Source organism: Cognatiyoonia sediminum, from assembly GCF_900129845.1.
Taxonomy (GTDB): Bacteria; Pseudomonadota; Alphaproteobacteria; order Rhodobacterales; family Rhodobacteraceae; genus Cognatiyoonia; species Cognatiyoonia sediminum.
In genome coordinates this window covers 1,403,398-1,428,799 of record NZ_FQXB01000001.1, presented here as the reverse complement: position 1 = coordinate 1,428,799, position 25,402 = coordinate 1,403,398, and the positions used below count along the sequence as shown (strand labels likewise).

Below are 25,402 nucleotides of genomic sequence, written 5' to 3'. Positions count from 1 at the left end.
GACTTAAGCCCCCTTCGCTGGTTTTCGGAAGGCGAGGAAAATACGTTCCAATGGCATCCGAACCATATTGTCCAGCGCGCCTGTAAAGAGGATCACAAGCGCTTGGATCACGACGATGAGTTCACGCGGGATCGACGTCCATAGCGCCAGTTCTGCGCCACCTTGGTAGAGGAACCCAAAAAGCAGAGCAGCTAGGAAAACGCCAAAGGGATGGCTGCGGCCCATAAGCGCCACGGCGATGCCGATGAAACCAGCGCCTTCTACTGCGTTCAGAACCAGCCGTTCAGCTTCGCCCATCACGTTGTTAATCGCCATCATTCCTGCCAGCGCACCGGAGATCATCATCGCGATCATGATGATTTTGGTTGGGCTAATGCCTGCGTATTTCGCAGCACTTTCAGAGTGACCGAAGGCGCGGATTTCATATCCTAAGCGCGTGCGCCAGATCAGGAACCAGAGGGCAAAACAGGCGGCTACGGCGACAAAGAAACTTATGTTTGCAGGCGCGCCGCGGAACATGACGTTGTCGGCAGTCGAGAACATGTCTTGGAATGAAGGCAGATGGGTCGTTTCAGGGAATTTTCCGGTCGCTGGTTCCATAGAGCCTGTCGGCTTGAGTGCGCCGATGAGCAAGAAGTTCAGTAGGGCAGCGGCGATAAAGTTGAACATGATCGTGGTGATCACGATGTGGCTGCCGCGCTTGGCTTGTAGGAACGCTGGGATGGTGGCCCATGCTGCGCCAAAAATAGCCGCAGAAACGGACGCGCCGAGCAACGCCAAAGACCAGTGGGGCCAAGGAATATAGAGACACACAAGAGCAACACCCAAACCGCCTAGCATGGCTTGCCCTTCACCACCGATGTTAAACATCCGCGCATGAAACGCGATGGCGACAGCGAGGCCGGTAAAGATGAAGTTGGTGGCGTAATAGAGCGTGTAACCCCATCCATAGGTTGATCCGAGCGCGCCGTCGATCATCAGCATTAGCGCATCCCAAGGATTTTCACCGATGGCAAGGATGACGATGGCCGACAGAATCGAAGCGAGAAGGAGGCTGATCAGCGGGACGAGGACCACTTCGGCCCATTTTGGCATCACATCCATTACGCGGCCCCCTTCGTCATACCGGCCATCAGCAGGCCAAGTTCTTTTTCATCGGTCTGGTCCGGCATCCGTTCACCCATAATCCGCCCGTCAAACATCACAGCGATGCGGTCTGAGAGGGAGAGGATTTCTTCCAATTCAACGGAGACCAGCAAGATCGCTTTGCCTTGATCGCGCAAGGCGACAATTTGCTGGTGAATGAATTCGATAGCCCCAATATCGACCCCCCGCGTGGGTTGGCCAATCAGCAAAAGATCTGGATTTCGTTCGATTTCTCGCGCCAGAACGATTTTCTGCTGGTTGCCGCCAGAAAAGCTTTTGGCCGCCAGCTTCGGGTTTGGCGGGCGCACGTCAAATCGTTCCATCTTGGCCTCGGTATCGGCGCGGATGGCGGCGTTGTCCATACGGATGCCTTTGTTATAGCGATCATCGTGGTGATAACCGAAGGCGACGTTTTCCCAAGCCATATAGTCCATGATCAGCCCTTCGGACTGGCGATCTTCTGGAACGTGGCTGATCCCGCGTTCGCGGCGACTGCGGCCGTCAGATTTGGCGCCGGTCAGGTCGATCTCTTGACCGTTGACCTTGATCGATCCCGTGGCTTTTTCATAGCCGCCAAGCACTTCGAGCAGCTCAGATTGGCCATTCCCTGCGACGCCCGCAATACCAAGAATTTCACCGGCCTTAACATCAAAGCTCACGTCTTTAACGCGGTGAACGCCTTTTTCGTCAGTGACGTTAAGATTTTGAACTTCAAGGATTTTGTCGCCAACCTCGGCTGGTTTCTTCTCAACCCGCAACAAGACTTTCCGACCGACCATAAGTTCGGCCAATTCTGGGGGGGACGTCTCAGAAGTTTTGACAGTTGCGGTCATCTCACCGCGCCGCATCACCGACACCGTGTCCGTCGTGTCCATAATCTCCCGCAGCTTATGCGTGATGAGGATGATTGTCTTACCTTCTTCTTTGAGACGCTCAAGGATACGGAACAACTGGTCGGCCTCGGCTGGTGTCAAAACACCGGTTGGTTCGTCCAGGATCAGGATGTCGGCCTGACGATAAAGCGCTTTGAGGATTTCCACGCGTTGCTGCATGCCCACGCCGATGTCTTCAATCAGAGCGTCTGGATCAACGTTGAGTTCATACTCCTCGGCCAGTGCCTTCAACTCTCGCCGCGCTTTGGCCAGCGATGGGCGGAGGAGGGCACCGTCTTCGGCACCAAGAACGACGTTCTCGAGTACCGTAAAATTTTCGACCAGTTTGAAGTGCTGGAACACCATACCAATGCCGGCGGCAATCGCAGCTTGGCTATCAGGAATTGTGGTTTTCTGCCCCGAAATCCAAATCTCGCCGGCGTCGGCCTTATAGAACCCGTACAAAATCGACATGAGGGTCGATTTCCCAGCGCCATTTTCGCCGATGATCCCATGGATCGTTCCGGGCATGACGCGGATGGAGATGTCTTTGTTGGCTTGAACGGGGCCAAAGGCTTTGGAGATGCCTTTTAGCTCAATCGCGGGTGCGGTCTCGGACATGAAAACACCAAGTCTGAAATTGAAATGGGCCGCGCCTTACCTCAGACGCGGCCCATGATCTTAGGCCTAAAAAACGCGGATTAGAATTCCAGCGCTGGGCAGGTCTCGTCGCTGGAGTAGTCGTGTACTGCCAGCTCGCCAGCTGCGATTGACGCGGCTGCGGCATCAACCATCTCAGCCATTTCTGCAGTCACAAGTTCAGCGTTGAACTCATCTAGTGCATAGCCAACACCTTCGTTCGCTACACCCATCGCGTTAAAGCCAGTTTCCACGTCAACGCCTGCAGAGAATGCTTCGTAAACAGCATTATCGACGCGCTTGAGCATGGATGTCAGAACCTGACCTGGGTGCAGGTAGTTCTGGTTTGCGTCAACGCCGATGGAGAGGATGTTGTTGTCTGCAGCTGTTTGAAGAACGCCTACACCTGTACCGCCAGCAGCAGCAAATACAACGTCAGAACCTTGGCTGATCTGTGCCAGCGTGAGCTCAGAACCTTTAACCGGGTCGTTCCAAGCGGCAGGTGTTGTGCCTGTCATGTTTGCCACGATTGTTGCGTCAGCATTCACTGCTTTTACACCCTGTGCGTAGCCACATGCGAATTTACGGATCAGCGGAATGTCCATGCCGCCGACAAAGGAGACAGTGCCGGATTCGGAAGCCATCGCGGCAAGCATGCCAACGAGGTACGAACCTTCGTGCTCGTTGAAGACAACAGAGCGGACGTTTGGCTGATCGACAACCATATCGATGATAACGAATTTCGTGTCAGGGTAGTCTGCGGCCACTTCGTTCAGAGCAGTAGCGAATGCGAAACCAGCCATAACGATTGGGTTTGCGCCTGACTCTGCAAAGCGGCGCAGAGCTTGCTCACGCTGAGCGTCTGATTGCAGTTCAACTTCTGCGAAGGAACCGCCTGTTTCTTCGGCCCAACGCATCGCGCCATTAAATGCGGATTCGTTGAAGGATTTGTCGAATTTACCACCAAGGTCAAAGACGATCGCTGGGTCTGCGGCTGCAGCACCTGCTGTCAGGGCCAGCGCGGCAGTAGCGCTCATCATTTTTTTCATGAATGTCATTGGTCTCTCCCAAGTCGAATGTTGGGGGGTGAGTACAACACAAGCGCTTGTCACCCCCATACAAGCGAGCCGACGGCGTCGGATCATCGTACGATAAGGCAACGACAGGCGGCGGGGGTCAACAGCTTTTTCGTGATTCAGGCGGGGTTTACGTTGTTTTCCACAGGAAAACGGCCGCTTACGCAGGGTCCAGTTTCTTTTGCAGGATCAAAGCATCAACGGGCGCACCATGTGTGCGTGCGTAATAGGCAGGTCTGGTCGCGATCTGAGCGAATCCCGCTTTATCATAGAGAGCGATGGCTGGACGGTTGTCGGCAGCGACTTCGAGAAAAATGGTCGATGCATCGTTTTCTCGGGCTTGAGTAACGAGGTTCTCTAGATTTTTGGTGGAGTACCCTTGGCGGTGTAGCGAAGGGTGGGTCGCTAGGGTCAGGATTTCGATCTCGTCTGCGACCTGTCTTGCGAGGATAAAAGATTGGGCGTCACCGATCAGTGTGACTCTGTTCTGTTTGAGGAGTTCCTCAAATTCCTGCTCTGACCACGGGCGCGCATCATTGAAAGCTAAGGCGTGTGTTTCGGTGAGGGCCTTTGCGATCACGGGATCACCGTCGGGGGAAGATCGCGTGGCGGGGCGGCGTCTGCGGTGCGGATGTACAGTGGGGCAGGGCGTTCGGTGGTACTATGGAGCCGACGCGCAGCGATCTGCGTGATGGCTTCGATGGTCGTTCCTCTTTGTCGAATTGGCTGCCATCCCATAAGGTCGCCAATCTGAGTGGCTACATTCCCCACTATCTTTGGTTCGGACTTAGGATTTAAGGGGGGCATGTCATCACGCCGCATATCGCAAAGAGTTGGCTGGGAAGCTGACCCAATGTCGCCGAAAACTTGAACATAAGCACGATCTCGACGCGCATCTAGGCAACTTACCAAGATACCTTCCAAACCATATGCTTGCGCTTCAAGGTTTGAGACGCCAATAGCGGGTTTGCCCAATCCAAGGGCCAGGCCGCGCGCCGCTGAAACTGAAATACGAATGCCGGTGAAATTACCCGGTCCGACGCCGACGCCAATTGCATCTAAGTCGCTCCACATCAGTCCATCGGCCTGAAGCATGTCTTCCAGCATCGGCATCAGGTGCTCAGCTTGACCGCGCGCCATTTCATCGACCCGTTGAGCCAGCCGACCCTCACATAACAAAGCGGCGGCGCAATGCGCCGCCGATGTATCAAAGGCTAATATGGTTGGTTTAGGCGGCAACCGGGCGCACCTCAGTCACTTCAGGAATATAGTGGCGCAGAAGGTTTTCTATGCCCATTTTCAACGTCAGCGTGGAAGACGGACAGCCGGCGCAGGCGCCTTGCATGTGCAGGTAGACAACACCGCGATCAAACCCGTGGAATGTGATGTCGCCACCGTCTTGTGCCACAGCCGGACGGACGCGTGTGTCGAGCAGTTCTTTGATCTGATCAACAATCTCGCCGTCACCGCCGGTGTGCTCTGCATGGCCGCTTGCTGGTGCGTGATCGCCATCCATCACGGGCTGACCGGATTGGTAGTGTTCCATGATGCTGCCAAGGATGGCAGGCTTGATATGGTCCCACTCCACATCGTCCGCTTTCGTCACCGTGACGAAATCAACGCCGAAGAACACGCCCGACACGCCATCAACCGCATAGATCCGAGTGGCAAGAGGCGATTTTCTGGCCGAGTCTGCCGTTGGAAAATCGGCTGTTCCAACGCCAAGCACATCTTGGCCCGGCAAGAATTTCAACGTCGCTGGGTTTGGTGTCGATTCTGTTTGAATGAACATATTCACGACCTTTCTTATCAGGCTTTACAGATGTGGTTGGCAGCCCGTTATGTCAAGTTTAGAATTATTCTAAACTATTAGGTAATGGCTTCCAAGCGCTCTTTTGAAATATCGCCGGGCACAATGGCTATCGGGATCGGCAAGGTGCCAGCTTGGCGGCTGAGTTTTGTGACCAAAGGACCAGGGCCGTTGTTTTCAGACCCCGCTCCAAGAACCAGAATTCCAATCTCAGGGTCTTCCGAGATTTGCGACATGATTTCCTGAACGGCCACACCCTCGCGGATCACCAATTCAGGATTGATATTCTGCTTCTCACGCATCCATTTCGCGAAAACCTCAAAATGGACTTCGATACGCTCCCGCGCCTCTTCGCGCATGATGTTTCCAACGCCGATCCAATGGTTGAACTCTTCAGGTGGAATAACGGCCAGCACAGTGACGCTACCCTCAGAATGCGCCGCCCGCATAGCGGCAAAGCGCATCGCGTTGAGGCATTCTTTGCTGTCATCCAGAACCACCATAAGTTTGCGCATAGGAATTGCCTTTGTCTGTTGGTCCCACAAATGTGACGGAACGGGGTGGGAAGGGCAACCGCGTTCGCAAGCCGTTCTTGCGTTTTTGGGGTTTCTAACGATCTTACTTGTGTAGCGGTGAAACTAGGCGATTCCATGAACGACGGCACAAAGAGGCGATTGTTCTTTTTCGGAGGTTTGGCAACCATTGCCGTCGGGTGGCAAATGGCGCCACGGATTTATGACAGCTTGTCCTCGGACTTTGACTTTGAGCCGTTAGATGATCCTGCTGGATACAGGAAGATTTCTGGTGGAGAGATTTCTGCGCCAGTAGATGTGTTTGCAGGGTTAGACGCCGAACCTAGTCGTGATTTGTCTGCTGCCGAAGCTTCGGTAGACGCGGATTTCCAAGGTTCGTTATTCGCCGACAAGCAAAACGAAGACGCCGTTCAAGTTGCGTATTTCTCGGATTTCTATTGTCCCTATTGCCGCATTCTCAGTAGCGATCTGATTGAGGCCGCAAAGTCAGAAAACATCGACATCACGTGGCATGAAGTTCCGTTGTTCGGAGAACCTTCAGAGCTCGCCGCGAGAGCAGCTATCGCGGCGGGCGAACAAGGCGCGTATGTCCCATTTCACGACGCATTGGTCTCACGCCCAGTGGTTGTGACCCGACCTTACCTTGCGCGGTTGGCCGACGATCTGGGACTTGATCAAGGTCAGTTCTGGGCCGATTTCGACAGCGTTCAGACCCAGCAAAAGCTGGATCGCGCATCGGTCCTGTTTGATCGCTTCAGGCTAATTGGAACGCCGGGTCTTGTTGTGGGGCGGACGCTCGTGCAAGGGCGCATTTCGCCGACGAACCTAAGACAGCTTATCGCGAGAGAACACGAAGACGGCCATCTAGGCTAGATCGGTGTTTCGGTCGCGGCCCAATCCCAGTACATTTCCCGCACGCGTTTGGTAATGGGTCCAACCTGATAGTTGGTGTCGTCAAAGGCGCTGACCGGTGTGACTTTCATCATATTGCCTGAGGTGAAAACCTCATCCGCGTCGTGGAAATCCTGGAAAGACATCACGGTTTCATGAACCGTTACGCCATCTGCGCGGAGGTTCTCGATATGCCGCGCGCGCGTTATCCCGGCGAGGAATGTGCCATTCGCAATTGGCGTGAAAACCTCTCCATCCTTCACGGCAAAGACGTTGGCGGTGGCCGTTTCGGCAACATTCCCCATCGCATCTGCGACGAGCGCGTTGCCGAACCCTTTTGATTGCGCTTCCGCTAGCATGCGGGCGTTGTTTGGATAGAGACAGCCTGCTTTGGCGCCTACGACGGCATCCTCCAAAACAGGACGCCGGAACTGCGTGCGGGTTAGGGTCGTTGTGGCGGTTTCTGGTGCCATCGGTATGGCTTCGAGGCAGACGGCAAAGCCCGTTTCACCAGTTTTTGTCAAAACTCCTGTCGGTCCGCCATCGATCGCCCAATACATCGGGCGGATGTAGACGGCTGTTTCAGGCCCATAACTTTGTAACCCTTCACGGATCAACTTGATCATATTTTCGGTTGAGACAGAAGGTTTGATGAAAAGCGCCTCGGCGGAGCGGTTCACCCGCTCACAATGCGACTGAAGGTCGGGCGCACGTCCGTTCACAAACCGAGCACCATCAAACACGGTCGTTCCGAGCCAGCTTCCGTGGTCAGCGGCGCGCATGATCGGGACATCGCCAGTGTGCCATTGCCCCTCAAAATAGGTCTTGATGTCCGTTCCAACTGCCATGGTGGTCCTCCCTCGGCGGAAGCTAGGATGGCGCGGTGAAAAGGTAAACCCGCAAACAAAAATGCGTCCGGTGCAGACGGGACCGGACGCATTTGAATTCGGTTGCTAGGACAGGGAACGCAACCGTCCATGTTGGGGAATCATGGGTGCCCTATTTCTAGGATGTACGCGATTCAGATTTGTGACAGTTAGGACGTCTCGTATGTCTCAAGCAGCGCATTCAAATCGAACCGGCTGGTCGGCAAGTTGAGTGATCCATCGGCATCGCGAGGCCATTCACTTTCGTCGCGATCAACATAGATTTCGATCCCGTTGCCGTCTGGATCATTGAAGTAGATCGCTTGTGAGACGCCGTGGTCCGCCGCGCCTTCAATTTCAACACCAGCGTCCAACGCGCGTCGAAGCGTTTGCGCGAGCGTAGCGAGGTCGGGGTAGAGAAACGCAGTATGGTAGAGGCCCGTATGGCCGCGTGGCGCTGGCGTACCGCCCTTGCTTTCCCAAGTGTTGAGGCCGATGTGATGATGATAACCGTCAGCGCCTAGAAAGGCAGCTTTGTCGCCCATGCGAGTCATCACGTCCAAGCCAATGATGTCTCGATAAAACGCAACAGCGCGGTCAAGGTCGGACACTTTCAAATGAACGTGGCCGATGTGAGGGGTGGCAAAACCAGATTTTGTCATTTTTGAAACTCCGACAAAAATAGTAAGAATTGAAATAGCATATGGGTATGCCTTCCCAATTTACCAGTTTTGCGGATGCAGAGGCTCTGTGCGCTGCTGCAGATCAGCCGCGCAGGAAGCCCACGATATCGTAGGTGTCTTTCAAGATCGGGTTCGCGATGCCGCGCGCCTTTTCCGCGCCGTTGGCAAGAATGCGGTCAATCTCGGTGGGGTCGTTCATCAAGCGCTGCATCTCTTCCGAAATCGGCGCGAGTTTCGCGACGGCCAGATCGGCAAGGGTTGGTTTGAACTGTCCCCAGCCCGCGCCCGCATATTCGGCAATCACAGCTTCTGGTGTTGAGTCGTTGAGCGCCGAATAGATATCGACGAGGTTTCGCGCCTCAGGCCGATCTTTTAAGCCGTCCAGTGTTTCTGGCAGCGATTCCGGATCGGTTTTTGCCTTTTTGAACTTTTTCGCGATCTTGTCGGCATCATCGAGCATATTGATCCGCTCCATGTCGCTTTCACCAGATTTTGACATCTTCTTGGTGCCGTCTCGCAGGTTCATGACGCGGGTGGCGGGGCCTTCGATCACCGGTTCGGTTTCGGGGAAGAAATCAACCTTGAAGTCGTGATTGAATTTCGCCGCAATGTCGCGGGTCAGTTCGACGTGCTGTTTCTGATCCTCGCCCACCGGCACATGGGTGGCGTGGTAGAGCAGAATGTCGGCGGCCATCAATGAAGGGTACGCGTAAAGGCCCAGCGAGACTTTCTCAGCATTGCTGCCTGCTTTGTCTTTGAATTGGGTCATGCGGTTCATCCAACCAACACGGGCCACACAGTTGAAGATCCAACCCAGCTCGGCATGAGCAGAAACCTGAGATTGGTTGAACAGAATGGACTTTGTTGGATCTAGGCCGGCAGCCATATAGCCCGCAGCGACTTCGCGCGTCGCCGTCGCTAGTTCCGTTGGATCCTGCCAGACCGTGATCGCGTGCATATCAACCACGCAGTAAACCGTTTCGAACTCTCCGCCTTGCATTCCGACAAAGCGTTTGATGGCGCCGAGGTAGTTGCCAAGGGTCAAACCGCCGGAGGGTTTGATGCCAGAGAAGACGCGAGGCGTGAAGGACTGGGTCATGATCGTGTAAAACCGGTCTGGAATTGTCAGAAAACGTCGCTTACCCATGCCAGAGCGTTTGGTCAATGACAACAGGACACCGTGATGGAGCAGTATGAAAGCCCCGTGAATGCCATTCCTCCCGCAGCGATTGCCATGGCATTGCTGATCATTGGGGTGGAGATCGTCTTTTCTGCCGCCGGTGCAGGCTTTGTTGGCGGGGCCGAGGGGATCGGTTGGCGGTTAAGTGCGCTTCAGGAATATGCCTATTCGCCGCTGGTGTGGGACGCGATCATTGAACGCAATGAATACAGTTTTGATCTGCTAAAGAGATTTGTGACCTATGCCTTCGTCAACAGCAGTTTCTTAAGTTCGATCTTCGCTGCCGCGTTGACCTTGGCGCTGGGCAAGTTTGTGGGCGAGATTTTTGGGAATGTCCCCATGCTCATCGTCTTTTTCGTCTCGATCATCTTCGGCGCTTTGGTTTTTGGTATCCTGTTGGATGGCTTGCGTCCTCTTTATGGGTCTTTCGTGCCAGTCTACGGTTTGATCGGGGCCTACACTTATGTGATTTTTGTTCGATTAGGCTCGCTCGGTGCAAATCAGTTGCAGGCCTTCCGGCTCATCGGGATATTGCTCGCCATTCAACTTGTGTTTGGCTTGGTATTTGGCGGAGATCAGATTTGGATTGCTGAGCTGGCTGGGTTCATTGCGGGTTTCTTTGCCAGCATTTTGGCCGCGCCAGGTGGGTGGACAGCTTTTGTAAAGCGGATGCGGCGTCCGCGCTAAGCGCTGCGGCGCATGGCGGAACGGAACTCTGACAGTTTAAACGCACCGATCAGTTGGCCGATGCCAAAGTAGCTGATGATCCCGCTGGCGATCAAAATGGTCAGGCCAAGAACGGTCGAAGCAGTGTAGGCGCTGTTCGCCAATGCGAGCGTCAGACCGAATAGAACGGCACTCATCCCAACCGATGCGACAATGATCAGTCCGGTGCGGCGTTTGAGGCGCGCGCCGACCATCGCCGCTTCGCCCATACCGCGCGACCCGCGCCAGAGCAGAGCAACCATGGCCCAGCCGGTTGCGGATGTTCCAACAGCTGCGGCGATATAGCCGATGACGGGGGCTAGGCCGATGGCCAATGCGGCGTTCAGCACCATCGCAATCAAGGCGTAGTGGAAGGGCCGTTTTGTATCTTCTCGGGCAAAGAACAGCGGTTGCAGAGTTTTTTGCAAGACGAAAGCGGGCAATCCGAGACCATAAATGGCGACAGCCAAAGCCGTTGCTTGCGTGTCTTCTGCGGTGAAGGCTCCGCGTTCGAACAGCACGCTGATCAGCGGGACGGGGATCACGATGAGAGCGAACGATGCAGGTATCGTTAGGGCGAGGCTGACTTCTGTGGCGCGATTAAAAGCATCGCGGCTTCCGGCGGTATCGCCCGCCTGCAATCTCCGAGAAAGATGGGGCAGCAACACGACTCCAATCGCGATGCCGACGACGCCTAGCGGAAGTTGGTAAAGCCTGTCCGCGTAACTCAGCCAAGCAACCGCACCATCAAAGAAACTAGCGACTTGGCGCCCGACAAGCAGGTTGATCTGAACAACGCCGCCGGCCAGTGCGGCGGGCAGCGCGATGATCGCAAGGTGTTTCAATTCCGGCGTCATCCGAGGCCGCGCGAATTTTAGCGGATAGCCCGCGCGCTTTGCTGCGACCCAGACGAGGGCCAGTTGCGCGATGCCCGCGACGGGTACGGCATAGGCGAGGGCGCTGCCAATCTCGCTTGGTTCGGTCGAACCGCCCATGAATGTGATGCCGATCGTTACTACGAATATGACGTTTAACAACACAGGGGCGGCAGCGGCTGCCATGAACCGACCGACAGCGTTCAACACGCCTGAGAGGAGGGCCGCGAGAGAGATAAAGAGGATGTAAGGGAAAGCGATCCGGCCATAGAGGACCGCCAAATCAAATCGTTCGTCGCCTCTGAAGCCCGAGGCCATTGCTGTGACGAGGAGCGGCATAAAGATGATGCCGACGACCGAGAACACAGTCAGGACAAATCCCAATCCAACAAAAGCATCTTGCGCGAACCGATGTGGATCATCGCCCCCTTCCACCTTTTTCGAGAACATCGGCACAAAGGCCATGTTGAACGCGCCCTCGGCAAAAAAACGGCGAAAGAGGTTGGGGAGCGAGAATGCGATTAGAAAAGCCTCGGCCACGGGACCAGTGCCGAGCGTTGCGGCAATTAGAATGTCGCGGGCAAATCCGAAAATACGACTCAGAAAGGTCCAAAGGCCCACAGTAAAGAAACCAGCCATGAGGCGGATGGGCTTCATGCGGTGGCCCGCTCAAACCCTTGCGCAATCGCGTCGCGCAACTTCTTCTCCAACGCAGTGCGTTTGGAGTCAGAGTAGAATTTAAGCCCCACCATGTCTTTTACATAGAATGTATCCACAACTTGCTCACCATAGGTCGCGATAACGGCAGAGGCGATATAGACGTTGTTATGTGCAAGAGTTCGGGTCAGGTCGAACAGAAGTCCGGGGCGATCGCGGGTGTCGACTTCGATGATGGTGTAGATTTCCGACCCGTCATTGTCGAAGGTGATGTTCGTTGGCACCTTAAACGCACGTTCGCGTTTCTTGATTTTGTCGCGATCTTTCAACGCGTCGCGGGCGACCACTTCGCCCTTGAGCGTCTTTTGGATCATTGTGCGTAGTCGCGGCAATCGAGCCTCTTCATAGGGTGCACCGTCTGCATCTTGGACCCAGAAGACCGCTGTGGCGTAGCCGTCTTTCGTCGTGTAGGTCCGTGCATCCACGATGTTTGCGCCCACCAAGGCCAACGCGCCGACGACGCGGCTGAAGAGGCCAGGGTGATCCACCATGGCGAAACAGGCGCGGGTAGCGTCGCGGTCTTGGTCGAGCATGAGATCGATAGCAACCTCCGCATCGTCGAGGTCTTTTAGCAGGTTCGCAAAAACAACCTGTGCTGCGGGCGGCAGACCTTGCCAATAAGGGCCGTAGTGCCTGCCAACCTCTTTGCGAAGCTCCTTTGCATCCCAACCCGACAAAGCCTCGCGCAGTTGACGCTTGGCTTCGGCTTCGCGACTTTCGCGGTTCACATCTTCGAGGCCGTTTTCAAGCGCGTCACGCGTGGCGCCATAGAGGTTCCGGATCAGAACTGCTTTCCAATTGTTCCAAGTGTCTGGGCCAACGCCTCGAATATCGCAAACTGTTAGGACGGTCAGTAAATCCAAGCGTTCGACCGATTTCACTGCGTTGGCGAATCCTCGGACTGTCCGCGGTTCGGAGATGTCTCGCTTTTGTGCCACATCTGACATCAGCAGGTGATAACGGATCAACCACTCGACGGTTTCGTATTCTTTCTTATTCAAGCCAAACCGCGGCGCGATTTTTCGTGCCATTTGCGCGCCGAGGATTGAGTGATCTTCTGGACGACCTTTTGCGATGTCATGAAGTAGCAGCGCGACATAGAGAACCCGTCGATTGACACCTCGCTCCAAGATGCCAGAAGCTATCGGCAAATCCTCCTTCAATTCACCATGCTCAATCGAGCTTAGGACACTAATGCACTGAATTATATGCTCATCAACCGTGTAGTGGTGATACATATTGAACTGCATCATCGCGACGATGTGCTCAAACTCCGGCACAAAAGCCGACAAGACGCCGAGCTCATTCATCCGGCGTAGGCCCCGTTCTGGGTTGCCGTGCTTCAGCATCAAATCCAGGAAGATTTTGTTGGCTTCCTTACTGTCACGCATGTCTTGATCGATGAGATGAAGGTTTGCTGCGATCAATCGCATTGCGTCTGGATGGATCAAGGTGCCCGTGCGCAAAGCTTCTTCAAACAAGCGAAGCATATTCAACTTGTCGGATAAGAAAGCTTTCGGCTGGGCAATCGTGATGCGATTTTGCTTAATCGCGTAAGGTGGCTTTGCGCGGCGTCGCCGTGTGAACAGCCTCTCCAGCATGGGTGCTGATTTCTTTCGGGCGTCTTCTTGTGCGGTCAGGAAGATACGGGTCAATTCGCCCACACGGGTCGCATGGCGGAAATAATCCTGCATGAAGACTTCGACGGCGCGGCGACCAGCCTTGTCTTTGTATCCCATGGCCTCTGCCACGGCGACTTGCATGTCGAAGGTCAGCTGATCGACCGCACGATTGGCGATTAGATGCAGGTGACACCGTACGGCCCAAAGGAAATTGTGGGCATCGCGGAATGTTTTGAATTCATCCTCGGTGAAGACATCGAACTTCACCAGTTCTGATGCGTCTTGGACGCGGTGAATATATTTGTTGATCCAATAAAGGGACTGCAAATCGCGCAGCCCGCCTTTGCCTTCTTTGACGTTCGGCTCAACCACATAGCGTTGGCCGCCTTGTTTGCGGTGCCTTTCGGACCGTTCGGCCAGTTTGGCGTCTATGAATTCCGATGCCGTATTGCGGAACAGGTCCTTCCACAGCGTTTCGCCCAAGGACTTGGCCAAGGCCTCGTCACCTGTGAGAAAACGATATTCCACCAAAGAGGTACGGATGGTGAAGTCTTCTTTGGCAAGACGGACGCAATCTTTGACCGTACGGCTCGCGTGGCCAACTTTGAGCTTCAAGTCCCAAAGGATGTAGAGGCTGGATTCGATCACGCTCTCGGCCCAAGGCGTGATTTTGTAGGGTGTGAGAAAGAGAAGGTCTACATCAGAGAAAGGCGCCATTTCCCCCCGTCCGTAGCCGCCAACCGCGATGACACTCAGGCGCTCCGCATCGGTTGGATTTGGCAAAGGGTGGAGGTGGGTCTTGACGGTCTCAATCACCGCTGAAACGACATGATCCGTAAGCCAGCTATAGGACGTCGTGGTCTGTTGCGCCGCCAAGGGCGACGCCAGAAAAGCGTCTTTAATAGCCGATCGTCCGTTTGCCATTGCCTCGGAGAGGACGTTGACGATCGCTTTACGTTGCTCTTTTTGACTAGTTGCCGCTTCAATATGCCTGTGAAGCCGCTCACTGACGGCGGCTTTATTGAATAGGGCCTCTGGTGCGCAGATCAGAGGGCCAGCGGCACTTTCGGCTTTAGAAGCCAGCGCTTCCGAAGGATCTTGGTGCTGGTTCAAGGATAACGACCTGGCCTTCTTGCAAAGTTGCGATTGCTAATCCCCGTTCATTAAGACCGTTGGGCAGCAAACGGAAGACACCATTTGTCCCTTGGAACCCTTGAGGCGTGGTCAAAGCAGCCTTGGTCAGTGCGTCTGGATTGCCAGTGGCAACCAGTGCACCAATGGCAGCGATGCCATCATAGGCCAAACCTGCGAGCGGATGGGGTGTTGCGCCGTATGCTTCAAAGAAGCGGGATTCGAAGCTTGCGGTCAAAGCACGGTCGGGGATTGCGAAGACGCCACCTTGAAGGCTGGGAAGCGACATCGCCTGCGGCACCGCATTCCAGCGGGTCAGGCCGATGTATTGGATTTCGTCTGCGCCAAGTCCGTTGTCATCCAATGCCGTGGCAATAATCGGCAGATCGCCAGTCACACCGCCAGTAAGGAAAACCGCTTGCGCATCATTTGCCCGTAGCGAGGAGGTGATCTGTCCGACGCTCGTAAAGATACCCTGCTGGGACAAGGGATAGCTCTCGACGCCGGCCAGTTGCGAACCATTCGCTCGCAGCGCAGTCGCGATTGCATTTCGGCCGGCCTGTCCAGCGACATCATCGCCATGCACGATACCAATGCGCACGATCCCGTTTCTCGCCGCGTAGTTCGACAAACGATTGGCCGTATTTTCGAATGTAGACCCCAAAACAAAGACGTTACCGCCAGCAATTGCGGGGTTGTTTGAGAAAGCCAGCACGTTGACGTTGTCACCTGCGACTGCGACGCCTGCAGCATTTGCGGATTCTGCAAAGAGCGGCCCAAGAAGAATTTTTGCACCGTCATCTACCGCTGCGCGCGCGACCGTCGCGGCTTGCGCGGGGTCGGATCCGGTGTTGTAGACGCGCAGATCGACGTCCACACCGTTCAAATCACCAATGGCCAAACGCGCGGCACTTTCGAGATCATTCGCAATCAGTTGGTCGGACCCTTCGGTGCCACCCCCGGGAACGAGAAGAGCAACTTGAACGGGGATCGATGTGTCAATCCGTTGACCTGTATTTGCATTCGTATCGATTGCGACCGGTTCACAGGCAACAAGCCAGGCAAATGACAAAATAGCAAAGAGTTTGCCGATCAAGAATTTTGGCAACGCAACCGAGTGAGACATACGGGTAATCCTCCGAATTGATCCTGTTGCGGGCTTAGAAAATTGGTGAGCCCTTCACCGAATGTGTTAGGAGCATCATAAAGGCGCAGAAGGAAGGGTCCATGACGAATTTTAAGCTAAGCCCTTTGCCAGCCGGTCTTTGTTTCGTGGCCACACCAATCGGAACAGCGCGGGACATCACGCTTCGCGCCTTGGATATTCTTGCATCGGCAGACGTTTTGGCGTCCGAAGATACACGGACGACGCGAAAACTTATGGAAATTCATGGGGTTCCCCTGCGCGACCGCCCTCTCGTTGCGTTCCACGATCACAGTGGGCCGAAGGTTGTTGAACGTTTGATTGCGCAGATGGAAGAGGGGAAATCTGTTGCATATTTCTCCGAAGCTGGGATGCCTTTGGTCGCTGATCCGGGATATGAATTGGGGAAAGCTGCCACAGAAGCGGGGCATTCAGTGACCTGCGCACCGGGTCCCTCCGCACCTTTGGCCGCTCTAACGTTGTCTGGGCTCCCAACAGATCGCTTTGCTTTTATTGGTTTCTTGCCGTCTACGAAATCTCAAAGACGCGCAGCCATTGCGGAACTGCGTGATGTCGAGATGACGCTTATTTTCTTTGAATCGCCCAAACGCATTGGGGAAATGTTAATTGATTTGTCGGATACGTTGGTGGGTGAGAGATCGGCGGCTGTGTGTCGCGAACTGACAAAGAAGTTTGAAGAGGTGCAAAGAGGTACTTTGAAAGACTTGGCTGATCGGTTCGTAGACGTCACCGTGAAAGGCGAACTCGTCGTGGTTGTTGATCGGTCTAACAACGATGCTGTTTCTGATGGCGATGTCGATATGGCCCTAAGGCGGGCACTAGAAACGATGCGCGTGAAGGATGCGGCAACGGCTGTGGCTGGCGCGTTAGGTTTGCCGCGTAAGGTCGTGTACCAGCGCGCGTTGGATATGAAGGAACAGGAATGACAGGATCGGTTGGCTACCATGCGGGTGTTGCATCCGAAAACGCGGTTGCGGCGGCCTATCTATCCGCAGCGTATTCTTTGTCTGCGAATAGATGGCGCGGCAAACGTGGCGAGATAGACCTGATTGCGACGCGAGATGGGCAAACTGTCTTTGTTGAAGTCAAGAAAAGCAGATCGCACGACATTGCGGTTCAAAAATTGAGTGCGCGGCAACAAAACAGAATTTACGGCGCGGTAGAGGAATTTCTCAGTCTGAATACGGATTGCGACGCGGATTGCCGTTTCGATGTGCCGACGGTTGATGCGACTGGTGACATCAGAATCCTTGAGAATGTGATCTTTCACTGACGACTTCCCATTGAACTGATCTTTGGGCTGCGCCATGTAGCGAAGGTGAAGATCAACAGTGGGGTGTGCCAATGTCTCTGAAAGTCGCCATTCAGATGGACCCGATCGGCCCAATAGATATCAATGCAGACAGCAGTTTCCGTATCGTGGAGGAGGCGCAGGCGCGCGGGCATGAGCTGTTTTACTACACACCTGATAAGCTGAGCTATCGTGATGGGCATGTTTTGGCGCGCGGTTGGCCGCTTACTGTGCGGCGCGTTGAGGGGGATCATTTTGAGCTCGGCGCCGAGCAAGAGGTTGATCTGAGTGATTGGGATGTAGTGTGGCTGCGGCAGGATCCACCGTTCGACATGAGCTACATCACTACGACGCATCTGTTGGACATGATCCATCCAGAGACGCTCGTTGTGAATGATCCGTTTTGGGTGCGGAACTATCCTGAAAAACTGCTTGTGCTGTCCTTCCAAGAGTTGACGCCTCCGACGATGATTGCGCGTGATTTGGAGACGCTGAAGACCTTCCGTGAAGACCACGGCGATGTGATTTTGAAACCGCTTTATGGCAATGGCGGCGCTGGCGTCTTTAAGCTGTCGCAGTCTGACAGCAACCTAGCGTCGCTGCATGAGTTGTTCAGTGGGATCAATCGCGAGCCATTGATCATGCAAAAGTTCCTGCCTGACGTGAGCAAGGGCGATAAGCGGGTGATCCTAATCGATGGGGAGCCGGTTGGTGCCATCAACCGTGTACCCGCAGCGGGCGAGACGCGCTCAAACATGCATGTGGGTGGACGGCCAGAAAAGGTCGAGCTGACTGAGCGGGATCGCGAGATTTGCGCGGCCATCGGGCCTTTGTTGCGCGAAAAGGGTCAGATTTTTGTCGGTATCGATGTCATCGGAGATTGGTTGACGGAAATCAACGTCACCTCGCCCACTGGCATTCAGGAGTTGGAGCGGTTTGACGGCACCAACGTGGCTGAAAAGATTTGGCAGGCGATTGAGGCGCGTCGGGCCTAGGATTCAGTTGACGGGACGCGAAAGCTGATGGCTTCCGCGATATGGGGTTTTCGGACAGTTTCCGAGGCATCCAGATCGGCAATCGTTCGCGCCACACGTAGCACTCGGTGGTACCCGCGTGCGGTTAGCCCAAACCTCTCGGCTGCTTGGGTGAGGAGCGTGCGGCCCTCGGTATCCGGTGTTGCGTGCTCTTCCAAAATGGTGCCTTCGGCATCTGCGTTCACCCTGATCGCATCAATCGCATGATAGCGTTTCGATTGCCGCGCGCGTGCGTCTGCCACGCGGCGCGCGATTTGGTCAGAACTTTCGCCATCGGCGGGCAGGTCGAGATCGGTGAATGCGACGGGTGGTACGTCCACGCGTAAATCAAAGCGATCCATCAGCGGGCCAGAAATACGACCTAAATAGTCGTCACCGCACATTGGCACGCGAGCGCAGGCACGCGCAGGGTCGGTGAAATAGCCGCATTTGCAGGGGTTGGCCGCGGCGATGAGCATGAACCGGCAGGGGTAGCGCACATGGGCGTTGGCGCGGGCGACAACGACTTCGCCGGTTTCAATGGGTTGGCGTAGGGTATCTAGCACGGTGCGGGGGAATTCGGGGAGTTTGTCCATGAACAAGACACCGTTGTGAGCGAGTGAGATTTGCCCGGGTTTTGCGCCTCGTCCGCCGCCGACGATGGCGGCCATAGAGGCAGTGTGGTGCGGGTCTTGAAAGGGTCGGGTGCGGTTTATGCCGCCTTCGTCCAGCAGACCGGAGAGGGAATGGAGCATCGATGTTTCCAGCGCCTCGGCTGGCGTCAGATCGGGCAAGATGCCTGGAATGCGTGCAGCGAGCATGGATTTGCCGGACCCGGGCGTGCCGATCATCATCATGTGATGGCGTCCGGCCGCCGCGATCTCAATCGCGCGTTTTGCGCGTTCCTGACCTTTGACCTCTGCCATGTCACGATGACCGTTGGTGTGCTTGACCGTTCCGGGCTGCGCAGAGGTGAGGATGGATTGGCCTGTGAAGTGTTGGACCGCCTGCAGCAAACTGTCTGGGGCGAGGACATTGACGGCGTCGACCCAGGCGGCCTCTGCTCCGCATCCTTGGGGGCACATCAGTGATCGGTCTTCCTGTGCCGCAGCCATGGCGGCGGGTAGGGCGCTGATGACGGAGACGAGGCTGCCATCGAGAGACAGCTCGCCGAGCGCGACTGTGGCTGCGACGTCCTCTGCAGGGATGACATTCAATGCGGCCAGCAGGGCCAAGGCGATGGGCAGATCGAAGTGCGATCCTTCTTTTGGCAAGTCGGCGGGGGAGAGGTTCAGCGTGATCCGTTTTGGCGGCAAGGCGATATGCATCGCCGTCAGGGCCGCGCGCACGCGTTCTTTGGCTTCTGACACGGCTTTGTCGGGTAGGCCGACAAGGTTGAAGGCCGGCAGGCCAGGTGAGACGGCGCATTGCACTTCGACGAGACGTGCTTCTATCCCTTCAAATGCGACCGTGTAGGCGTGAGCGACCAAAGTGAACCATCCTTAAATTGTTAAGAATGGGTACTGCGATCATAGTGAACGAAGTGTTAACCCGCGCTCGACGGCCAAGGTTGACGCGTCAAGCCCAAGTCATAGGGAAATGGGTCATAGGATTCTTTGTCTGCTTCTGCTTTCCAGATGGCGAAGGCAGGATCAGCAAGGTGAGCGTTTACGTAAACTTGAGACGCCTCAGAGATGGGCAGCTTGTAGGTTGTCATTCGAAACGCGACGGGAGCGTAAAAAACGTCCGCCAAGGAATACGCGCCGTAGAGCCACGGGCCGTCTGTGCCATGACGGCTGCGAGCGAGCGCCCATAGCTCTTCGATCCGCTTGATGTCCTGCAAGACTGCTTCGCTGGGTTCAAATCCGTCCCATGTGCAGTAGATCATGTTCGGGCAGGCGTCGCGCAAAGGCATGAAACTGCTGTGTATCTCAGCCGTGATCGAGCGGGCGAGGGCACGGGCGGCTGGGTCCGCCGGCCAAAGCCCGGCGTCAGGGTGGCGCTCTGCCAATGTTTCGCCCATCGCTAAGCTGTCGGTCAAAACATGACCTTCTGGTGTGACCATGGCCGGAACGGTTTTTGCAGGTGCAAGATGGGTCATTTCGTCGGCCATAGTGCCAGCGTAAAGGCCCACAAGTTTGGTGGTGTAAGGCAGGTCAAACTTTTCCAGCATCAGCCAGCCGCGGTAGGACCAGCTCGAAAATGACCGGTCGCCGATATAGAGTTCGTAGGTCATGGAAATAGCCTATGCGGCTACGGGCGGATCGCCAAACGACCTTTCGTGACATCAGGTATCAAGGGAGGTGATTGATTTCACCTCGGAACCATTGACCATCGGAATAGCGCAAATCCGTGACAGAGAAATTGTCGATCTCAAAACTCATCGCTTTGTAGGGATCGTCGCCGACGACCTTTTGAATTTGGGTCATGATGACACCGATGTGGGCGACGGCAACGATGTGGGTTGCTGATTGAGTTTGGATCAAATGGTCGACTGCCGTGTTGACGCGGCTTGAAACGTCATTCCAGCTTTCACCATCGGGCGCTGAAAGGTCGCCCGGTTTTTCCCAAAAGGCGCGGCTCAGCTCCGGATCCCGCTTTGCAACCTCATCGAATTTCAATCCGTCCCAAGCGCCGAAATTAAACTCCCGCAGGCGCGGATCATGCGGCAACCGCTCGCGACGGTCTTGGATGACGTCAGCGGTTGTGATGGCGCGGGACAGATCAGAAGAGATGACGACAGCATCTTGAGGCAGGTAATCACTTACACGCCCTATCAAATCCGCATCGGACAAATCCGCAGGTACATCACGCCAGCCGACAAAGTTCTTTTGATGCGTCGGCCCGTGTCTGACCCACCAAAAATGGGTCATAGCGGCATCTCCCCCTTCAACGCGATTGTCAGGCCAGCCATGACCGCGATCACCGTGTCAGCCGACGCCGCGACCTTTTGGTTGAGCCGACCCTGCGCGGCGAGGAATTTTCGAGACAGCGCGTTGTCAGGCACGATCCCTTGACCCACTTCGTTCGACACAAGAACCAACTCGCAACCGCGGCCGTCTAACGCCTGAATCAGACGGCCAAACTCTGCATCCAAGTCATGGTCGGCAAGCAAGATATTGGTCAGCCACAGGGTCAGACAATCAACCAAAACCACACTTTCGGCGCTCTGGCGTTCCAAAACCCCGACCAAATCAAAAGGTTCTTCGACAGTAAGCCAACTGTCGCCCCGCGACACCTGATGCGCCGCGATCTTCTGCCTCATCTCGTCATCAAACGCCTGCGCGGTGGCTATATAGACCTTCGGCTTACCTGTCGCGTCGGAGATCTGTTCGGCCAAAGCCGATTTTCCGGAAGCCGCGCCGCCTAGAACGAATGTGAGTTTGTGCAATGCCATCGCAAATCTTTTTTGATCCAATGCCCGATTGGTGACGTAACCACATCAGTAACCACCCAGAAAGGGTGAGACAATGCACAAGGGAGAGAAGAATGGCATTCGACGGGTTTAATGATCAGACGTTATCCCGCACCGCGATGAAAGCGGAGTTGCTTGACGCTGAGACAGAATTGGCTTTGGCCTACGCTTGGCGCGATCACAAAGATGAACAGGCGCTGCATCGTCTGATCAACGCTTACATGCGACTTGCCATCTCTATGGCGGCTAAATTCAAGCGCTACGGCGCGCCGATGAATGACCTAATTCAAGAAGCCTCCGTCGGGTTGATGAAGGCGGCTGACAAATTTGACCCCGACCGTGGCGTGCGTTTTTCGACCTATGCGGTGTGGTGGATCAAAGCATCCATCCAAGATTATGTGATGCGCAACTGGTCTATGGTGCGCACCGGATCAACCAGCAGCCAGAAATCCCTTTTCTTCAATATGCGCCGTGTGCAAGCCCGTTTGGAACGCGAAGCCGCAGCCGAAGGCAAAGTGCTTGAGCGTCATGTGATGCACGAATTGATCGCGACCGAAGTCGGTGTGCCGATCCACGATGTGGAGATGATGGAAGGCCGCCTTTCAGGCTCCGATTTCTCGCTCAACGCGACTCAATCGACAGAAGATGAAGGTCGCGAGTGGATCGATGCGCTAGAGGATGATGGTCCGCAGGCAGCAGAGACCGTGGAGAACAACCACGATCAGGACACGCTGCGCCAATGGTTATTGTCCGCTTTGGCGTCGTTGAATGAGCGCGAGCGTTTCATTGTTAGCGAACGCAAGCTGCGCGAAGACCCTCGTACGCTTGAAAGCCTCGGTGTTGAACTAGGGCTGTCGAAAGAGCGTGTGCGTCAGCTCGAAGCTGCAGCCTTCGGCAAGATGCGCAAAAAACTTGAAGCAGAAAGCTCTGAGGTTCACGCGTTCTTCGCCTAAGCGACGGATTGTCAATCTACCCTAAGTTCGCCTAGTGTCGGCCCGCATATGCAGGAGAAGCCGATGCTGGCGAACAAACATATCCTTTTGATCATTGGCGGTGGTATCGCTGCCTACAAGTCGTTGGATTTGATCCGGAAATTTCGTGAGCGCGGAACGAAAGTTACCGCTGTTCTGACGAAAGCCGGTTCGGAATTTGTGACACCTCTGAGCGTATCTGCTTTGACCGGCGAGAAAGTGTTTGAAGACCTTTTCAACCTCACTGATGAGGCCGAGATGGGGCATATCGAGCTATCACGCGCTGCGGATTTGATTGTTGTGGCCCCTGCAACTGCGGATCTGATGTCCAAGATGGCCAATGGCGGCGCAAATGATTTGGCTTCCACGGTCTTACTAGCAACCGATAAGCGCGTCTTAATTGCGCCTTCGATGAACGTCCGGATGTGGACCCATGCGGCGACACAAAGAAACTTAGCCACATTGCAAAGTGATGAGATTTTGGCGGTTGGCCCGAAAGAAGGCGATATGGCCTGCGGTGAATATGGCCCCGGGCGTATGGCCGAACCGCTGGAGATTGTTGCGGCAGCAGAGGCTGCTTTGGGCGACGGTCCTTTGAAAGGGCGGTGCGCCATCGTGACCTCTGGCCCAACCCATGAACCCATTGACCCAGTGCGCTATATTGCGAACCGCTCGTCTGGCGCACAAGGCACCGCAATCGCGCGGGCTTTGATGTCGCTTGGGGCCGATGTGACATTTGTAACCGGCCCAGCGAGCCACCCAGTACCAAGCGGTGTGAACGTTGTGCCAGTTCAGACCGCGTCTGAGATGTTGGCGGCGGTGGAAGATGCGCTGCCAGCCGATGTTGCAATCTTTGCCGCAGCAGTCGCCGATTGGCACGTTGCCAACGCAGGCGACAGCAAAATCAAGAAGGATGGGAAGGGTCTGCCGTCGATTGAGCTCGCAGAAAACCCTGACATTCTTGCGATTGTGTCTCAGCTGAAGAAAAACCGCCCTGAATTGGTTATCGGTTTTGCTGCGGAAACAGATGATGTCATTGAAAACGCCACCTCCAAGCGAAAACGCAAAGCGTGTGACTGGATTCTTGCCAATGATGTGTCTCCTGAAACGGGTATCATGGGCGGGTCAGAGAATGCTGTGACGCTGATCCATAACAGCGGCGCTGACGTCTGGCCGCGCATGACAAAAGATCAGGTTGCGACCCGTTTGGCCCATGCGATTGTTGACCACCTTGGTGCCACTGAATGAACTCGCCACTGATCGAGCTTTGCTGGGAAGAGTGGGCGGACCCAACACTTGCCCTTCCTAGTTATGAAACCGCGGGGGCCGCAGGTGCTGACATCCGCGCGAATTTTCGCGTAGAGGATCGAGGGGCGGGTAAGACCATCGCCGCTGGTGAACGGGCGCTGATTCCGACGGGCCTCAGCATGGCGATCCCCGAAGGCTTTGAGGTTCAAATCCGTCCCCGCTCCGGCCTGGCTCTCAAAAACGGCGTCGCCCTCGTGAACGCGCCTGGCACCATAGACAGCGATTATCGCGGTTCGGTGGGCATTATCTTGATCAACCTCGGCTCAGACCCGTTTGAAATCACACACGGAATGCGAATTGCGCAAATGGTCGTTGCCCCTGCGATTCAAAGCTCTTTCATCTTGGTAGATAAACTCAATTCGACAGATCGTGGACGCGGCGGATTCGGATCAACGGGCACCGACGCATGATTATGGTCGCAGCAATGGCGGCGACGCTCTGGGGCATCGGCATGGCCATGGGAACCCCGCGGCAAGCGCGTTGGACGATGATTGGTTTGCTTCTTGTCGCGGTCATAGCGGTGCAGATCATTTTACCCGACGGCCATCCTTTGCGTGAAAATACCGGCGGGGATGCTCGGTTGTGGGGCCTCCTTCTGGGATTTGCAGCGATTGCCTTCGGCTATCGGATGCTGTTTCAGATGATCAAGGAAAAGGCGCAACCCGCACCTGAACCTCCAGTCCGAAGCGACAGTTTTTCTGAAACCGAACTTGATCGCTACGCGCGCCACATCGTCCTGCGCGAAATCGGCGGGCCGGGGCAGAAGGCCCTGCGTAATGCTAAGGTGTTGGTCATCGGGGCGGGCGGATTGGGCGCGCCTGCGCTTCAATACCTCGGAGCGGCTGGCGTTGGCACGATTGGTGTGATCGACGACGACACGGTAGAAAACGCCAACTTGCAGCGGCAGGTTATTCATGCGGATCAGCGGATTGGCGATCCAAAGGTGCAATCGGCCGCCGACGCCATTGTCGCGCAAAACCCTTTTGTAGATGTTAAAACCTATCATCGGCGACTAAATGCGGAGATCGCAGAGGAACTTTTTTCAGAATATGACCTAATCCTTGATGGCTGCGATAATTTCTCCACGCGATATTTGGTGAATGAAACTGCGGTGAAACTGGAAAAGCCGCTGATCGCTGCCGCCCTGACCCAATGGGAAGGGCAGATCAGCCTCTATGATCCATCGAAAGGTGGACCTTGCTACGCCTGTGTCTTCCCAACCGCCCCTGATCCCAGCCTTGTCCCGTCTTGCGCAGAGGCCGGCGTAATCGGCCCACTTCCAGGTGTGATTGGATCGATGATGGCGGTTGAGGCCGTCAAGGCGATCACCGGCGCGGGCGACACATTGCGTGGGCGGATGATGATTTACGACGCGCTTTACGCAGATGTGCGCACGATCGCGCTTAAGCCGCGCGCGGACTGTCCCATTTGTGATGGAAAAGGCGCGCGCTAGGCTGGCAAATCCGCCGTTTTGACACTAGCTCCTAAACAAA

The 25,402-nt window shown here is 55.3% G+C and carries 26 protein-coding genes; 9 read left to right on the top strand and 17 right to left on the bottom strand.

What is annotated here, in order from left to right; all coding sequences use genetic code 11:
- Window positions 1-3: 3 nt before the first annotated feature.
- From BUA85_RS07135 to BUA85_RS07105, 7 genes are all read right to left on the bottom strand, one after another.
- Window positions 4-1,104: an ABC transporter permease gene (locus BUA85_RS07135; RefSeq protein ID WP_072900130.1), complete on the bottom strand. Its 1,101-nt coding sequence runs from the start codon at window positions 1,102-1,104 to the stop codon at window positions 4-6.
- Window positions 1,104-2,639: an ABC transporter ATP-binding protein gene (locus BUA85_RS07130; protein ID WP_072900129.1), complete on the bottom strand. Its 1,536-nt coding sequence runs from the start codon at window positions 2,637-2,639 to the stop codon at window positions 1,104-1,106. Before BUA85_RS07130 ends, BUA85_RS07135 begins: the two co-directional genes overlap by 1 nt.
- A gap of 80 nt (window positions 2,640-2,719) precedes the next feature.
- Window positions 2,720-3,715: a BMP family lipoprotein gene (locus BUA85_RS07125; RefSeq protein ID WP_072900128.1), complete on the bottom strand. Its 996-nt coding sequence runs from the start codon at window positions 3,713-3,715 to the stop codon at window positions 2,720-2,722.
- Window positions 3,716-3,893: 178 nt separating this feature from the next.
- Window positions 3,894-4,313 (bottom strand): GNAT family N-acetyltransferase, encoded by a 420-nt coding sequence (locus BUA85_RS07120; RefSeq protein ID WP_072900127.1) that lies wholly within the window; start codon window positions 4,311-4,313, stop codon window positions 3,894-3,896.
- Window positions 4,310-4,912 (bottom strand): tRNA (adenosine(37)-N6)-threonylcarbamoyltransferase complex dimerization subunit type 1 TsaB, encoded by a 603-nt coding sequence (tsaB, locus tag BUA85_RS07115; protein WP_423219902.1) that lies wholly within the window; start codon window positions 4,910-4,912, stop codon window positions 4,310-4,312. The genes BUA85_RS07120 and tsaB overlap by 4 nt, the downstream gene beginning before the upstream one ends.
- Window positions 4,913-4,961: 49 nt before the next feature.
- Entirely contained in the window at window positions 4,962-5,525 is a 564-nt protein-coding gene (locus BUA85_RS07110) for a NifU family protein (RefSeq protein WP_072900125.1), read from the bottom strand.
- A gap of 77 nt (window positions 5,526-5,602) precedes the next feature.
- Window positions 5,603-6,058: a universal stress protein gene (locus tag BUA85_RS07105; RefSeq protein ID WP_072900124.1), complete on the bottom strand. Its 456-nt coding sequence runs from the start codon at window positions 6,056-6,058 to the stop codon at window positions 5,603-5,605.
- Between the two features lie 135 nt (window positions 6,059-6,193).
- On the opposite strand from BUA85_RS07105, the gene BUA85_RS07100 reads away from it, so the two are divergent.
- Window positions 6,194-6,949 carry a DsbA family protein gene (locus tag BUA85_RS07100; protein ID WP_131802775.1) on the top strand — a complete coding sequence of 252 codons (756 nt, stop codon included), beginning with the start codon at window positions 6,194-6,196 and terminating at the stop codon, window positions 6,947-6,949.
- Here BUA85_RS07100 and BUA85_RS07095 read toward each other — a convergent pair.
- The 3 genes from BUA85_RS07095 to trpS all read right to left on the bottom strand — a co-directional run bounded on the left by BUA85_RS07095 (window position 6,946) and on the right by trpS (window position 9,615).
- Window positions 6,946-7,815, bottom strand: coding sequence for a branched-chain amino acid aminotransferase (locus tag BUA85_RS07095; protein ID WP_072900122.1), 870 nt, complete (start codon window positions 7,813-7,815; stop codon window positions 6,946-6,948). The two genes, BUA85_RS07100 and BUA85_RS07095, sit on opposite strands and share 4 nt — an antisense overlap.
- A 188-nt stretch (window positions 7,816-8,003) precedes the next feature.
- Window positions 8,004-8,495 (bottom strand): VOC family protein, encoded by a 492-nt coding sequence (locus BUA85_RS07090; protein ID WP_072900121.1) that lies wholly within the window; start codon window positions 8,493-8,495, stop codon window positions 8,004-8,006.
- Window positions 8,496-8,598: 103 nt separating this feature from the next.
- A complete protein-coding gene (trpS, locus tag BUA85_RS07085) occupies window positions 8,599-9,615 on the bottom strand; it encodes a tryptophan--tRNA ligase (RefSeq protein WP_072900463.1) in 1,017 nt (338 codons plus the stop codon).
- An 84-nt stretch (window positions 9,616-9,699) separates the two neighbouring features.
- On the opposite strand from trpS, the gene BUA85_RS07080 reads away from it, so the two are divergent.
- Window positions 9,700-10,383: a rhomboid family intramembrane serine protease gene (locus BUA85_RS07080; RefSeq protein ID WP_083526192.1), complete on the top strand. Its 684-nt coding sequence runs from the start codon at window positions 9,700-9,702 to the stop codon at window positions 10,381-10,383.
- Here the strand turns inward: BUA85_RS07080 and murJ are convergent.
- The 3 genes from murJ to BUA85_RS07065 are packed head-to-tail and all read right to left on the bottom strand — an operon-like array spanning window position 10,380 to window position 15,872.
- Entirely contained in the window at window positions 10,380-11,933 is a 1,554-nt protein-coding gene (gene murJ, locus BUA85_RS07075) for a murein biosynthesis integral membrane protein MurJ (RefSeq protein ID WP_072900119.1), read from the bottom strand. The genes BUA85_RS07080 and murJ overlap by 4 nt on opposite strands.
- Window positions 11,930-14,728, bottom strand: coding sequence for a [protein-PII] uridylyltransferase (locus BUA85_RS07070; RefSeq protein WP_072900118.1), 2,799 nt, complete (start codon window positions 14,726-14,728; stop codon window positions 11,930-11,932). Before BUA85_RS07070 ends, murJ begins: the two co-directional genes overlap by 4 nt.
- The gene (locus tag BUA85_RS07065) at window positions 14,688-15,872 is read right to left on the bottom strand and encodes a penicillin-binding protein activator (RefSeq protein ID WP_072900117.1); all 1,185 of its coding nucleotides are present in this window, start codon (window positions 15,870-15,872) and stop codon (window positions 14,688-14,690) included. The genes BUA85_RS07070 and BUA85_RS07065 overlap by 41 nt, the downstream gene beginning before the upstream one ends.
- A gap of 101 nt (window positions 15,873-15,973) precedes the next feature.
- Between BUA85_RS07065 and rsmI the strand changes: the two genes are divergently transcribed.
- The 3 genes from rsmI to gshB all read left to right on the top strand — a co-directional run bounded on the left by rsmI (window position 15,974) and on the right by gshB (window position 18,197).
- Window positions 15,974-16,837, top strand: a complete 864-nt coding sequence (gene rsmI / locus BUA85_RS07060) for a 16S rRNA (cytidine(1402)-2'-O)-methyltransferase (protein ID WP_072900116.1) — start codon at window positions 15,974-15,976, stop codon at window positions 16,835-16,837.
- On the top strand, window positions 16,834-17,184 hold the full coding sequence (locus BUA85_RS07055) for a YraN family protein (protein ID WP_072900115.1): 351 nt from the start codon (window positions 16,834-16,836) through the stop codon (window positions 17,182-17,184). Before rsmI ends, BUA85_RS07055 begins: the two co-directional genes overlap by 4 nt.
- Before the next feature lie 71 nt (window positions 17,185-17,255).
- A complete protein-coding gene (gene gshB, locus BUA85_RS07050) occupies window positions 17,256-18,197 on the top strand; it encodes a glutathione synthase (RefSeq protein ID WP_072900114.1) in 942 nt (313 codons plus the stop codon).
- On the opposite strand, the gene BUA85_RS07045 is transcribed toward gshB, so the two are convergent.
- The 4 genes from BUA85_RS07045 to cobU are packed head-to-tail and all read right to left on the bottom strand — an operon-like array spanning window position 18,194 to window position 21,612.
- A complete protein-coding gene (locus BUA85_RS07045) occupies window positions 18,194-19,705 on the bottom strand; it encodes a YifB family Mg chelatase-like AAA ATPase (protein ID WP_072900113.1) in 1,512 nt (503 codons plus the stop codon). The genes gshB and BUA85_RS07045 overlap by 4 nt on opposite strands.
- A 56-nt stretch (window positions 19,706-19,761) precedes the next feature.
- Window positions 19,762-20,451 (bottom strand): glutathione S-transferase, encoded by a 690-nt coding sequence (locus tag BUA85_RS07040; protein ID WP_072900112.1) that lies wholly within the window; start codon window positions 20,449-20,451, stop codon window positions 19,762-19,764.
- Window positions 20,452-20,509: 58 nt separating this feature from the next.
- Window positions 20,510-21,088, bottom strand: a complete 579-nt coding sequence (locus tag BUA85_RS07035; protein ID WP_072900111.1) for a histidine phosphatase family protein — start codon at window positions 21,086-21,088, stop codon at window positions 20,510-20,512.
- A complete protein-coding gene (cobU, locus tag BUA85_RS07030) occupies window positions 21,085-21,612 on the bottom strand; it encodes a bifunctional adenosylcobinamide kinase/adenosylcobinamide-phosphate guanylyltransferase (protein ID WP_072900110.1) in 528 nt (175 codons plus the stop codon). Before cobU ends, BUA85_RS07035 begins: the two co-directional genes overlap by 4 nt.
- Before the next feature lie 92 nt (window positions 21,613-21,704).
- On the opposite strand from cobU, the gene BUA85_RS07025 reads away from it, so the two are divergent.
- The 4 genes from BUA85_RS07025 to BUA85_RS07010 all read left to right on the top strand — a co-directional run bounded on the left by BUA85_RS07025 (window position 21,705) and on the right by BUA85_RS07010 (window position 25,362).
- Window positions 21,705-22,583, top strand: coding sequence for an RNA polymerase factor sigma-32 (locus BUA85_RS07025; RefSeq protein WP_072900109.1), 879 nt, complete (start codon window positions 21,705-21,707; stop codon window positions 22,581-22,583).
- 63 nt (window positions 22,584-22,646) lie between these two features.
- On the top strand, window positions 22,647-23,849 hold the full coding sequence (gene coaBC / locus BUA85_RS07020; protein WP_072900462.1) for a bifunctional phosphopantothenoylcysteine decarboxylase/phosphopantothenate--cysteine ligase CoaBC: 1,203 nt from the start codon (window positions 22,647-22,649) through the stop codon (window positions 23,847-23,849).
- Window positions 23,846-24,319, top strand: coding sequence for a dUTP diphosphatase (gene dut, locus BUA85_RS07015; RefSeq protein WP_072900108.1), 474 nt, complete (start codon window positions 23,846-23,848; stop codon window positions 24,317-24,319). Before coaBC ends, dut begins: the two co-directional genes overlap by 4 nt.
- A complete protein-coding gene (locus tag BUA85_RS07010; protein ID WP_072900107.1) occupies window positions 24,316-25,362 on the top strand; it encodes a HesA/MoeB/ThiF family protein in 1,047 nt (348 codons plus the stop codon). The genes dut and BUA85_RS07010 overlap by 4 nt, the downstream gene beginning before the upstream one ends.
- The last annotated feature ends 40 nt before the right edge of the window (window positions 25,363-25,402 follow it).

Excerpts from the sequence above, each read along its gene's own strand:
- BUA85_RS07025 (WP_072900109.1), top strand. The coding sequence starts at position 21,705 with ATGGCATTCGACGGGTTTAATGATCAGACGTTATCCCGCACCGCGATG.
- coaBC (WP_072900462.1), top strand. The coding sequence starts at position 22,647 with ATGCTGGCGAACAAACATATCCTTTTGATCATTGGCGGTGGTATCGCT.
- gshB (WP_072900114.1), top strand. The coding sequence starts at position 17,256 with ATGTCTCTGAAAGTCGCCATTCAGATGGACCCGATCGGCCCAATAGAT.
- BUA85_RS07110 (WP_072900125.1), bottom strand. The coding sequence starts at position 5,525 with ATGTTCATTCAAACAGAATCGACACCAAACCCAGCGACGTTGAAATTC.
- trpS (WP_072900463.1), bottom strand. The coding sequence starts at position 9,615 with ATGACCCAGTCCTTCACGCCTCGCGTCTTCTCTGGCATCAAACCCTCC.
- rsmI (WP_072900116.1), top strand. The coding sequence starts at position 15,974 with ATGACGAATTTTAAGCTAAGCCCTTTGCCAGCCGGTCTTTGTTTCGTG.
- BUA85_RS07065 (WP_072900117.1), bottom strand. The coding sequence starts at position 15,872 with ATGTCTCACTCGGTTGCGTTGCCAAAATTCTTGATCGGCAAACTCTTT.
- BUA85_RS07055 (WP_072900115.1), top strand. The coding sequence starts at position 16,834 with ATGACAGGATCGGTTGGCTACCATGCGGGTGTTGCATCCGAAAACGCG.
- BUA85_RS07100 (WP_131802775.1), top strand. The coding sequence starts at position 6,194 with ATGAACGACGGCACAAAGAGGCGATTGTTCTTTTTCGGAGGTTTGGCA.
- BUA85_RS07125 (WP_072900128.1), bottom strand. The coding sequence starts at position 3,715 with ATGACATTCATGAAAAAAATGATGAGCGCTACTGCCGCGCTGGCCCTG.
- BUA85_RS07135 (WP_072900130.1), bottom strand. The coding sequence starts at position 1,104 with ATGGATGTGATGCCAAAATGGGCCGAAGTGGTCCTCGTCCCGCTGATC.
- BUA85_RS07105 (WP_072900124.1), bottom strand. The coding sequence starts at position 6,058 with ATGCGCAAACTTATGGTGGTTCTGGATGACAGCAAAGAATGCCTCAAC.
- murJ (WP_072900119.1), bottom strand. The coding sequence starts at position 11,933 with ATGAAGCCCATCCGCCTCATGGCTGGTTTCTTTACTGTGGGCCTTTGG.
- BUA85_RS07095 (WP_072900122.1), bottom strand. The coding sequence starts at position 7,815 with ATGGCAGTTGGAACGGACATCAAGACCTATTTTGAGGGGCAATGGCAC.
- BUA85_RS07130 (WP_072900129.1), bottom strand. The coding sequence starts at position 2,639 with ATGTCCGAGACCGCACCCGCGATTGAGCTAAAAGGCATCTCCAAAGCC.
- BUA85_RS07080 (WP_083526192.1), top strand. The coding sequence starts at position 9,700 with ATGGAGCAGTATGAAAGCCCCGTGAATGCCATTCCTCCCGCAGCGATT.
- BUA85_RS07040 (WP_072900112.1), bottom strand. The coding sequence starts at position 20,451 with ATGACCTACGAACTCTATATCGGCGACCGGTCATTTTCGAGCTGGTCC.
- BUA85_RS07090 (WP_072900121.1), bottom strand. The coding sequence starts at position 8,495 with ATGACAAAATCTGGTTTTGCCACCCCTCACATCGGCCACGTTCATTTG.
- dut (WP_072900108.1), top strand. The coding sequence starts at position 23,846 with ATGAACTCGCCACTGATCGAGCTTTGCTGGGAAGAGTGGGCGGACCCA.
- BUA85_RS07010 (WP_072900107.1), top strand. The coding sequence starts at position 24,316 with ATGATTATGGTCGCAGCAATGGCGGCGACGCTCTGGGGCATCGGCATG.
- BUA85_RS07035 (WP_072900111.1), bottom strand. The coding sequence starts at position 21,088 with ATGACCCATTTTTGGTGGGTCAGACACGGGCCGACGCATCAAAAGAAC.
- cobU (WP_072900110.1), bottom strand. The coding sequence starts at position 21,612 with ATGGCATTGCACAAACTCACATTCGTTCTAGGCGGCGCGGCTTCCGGA.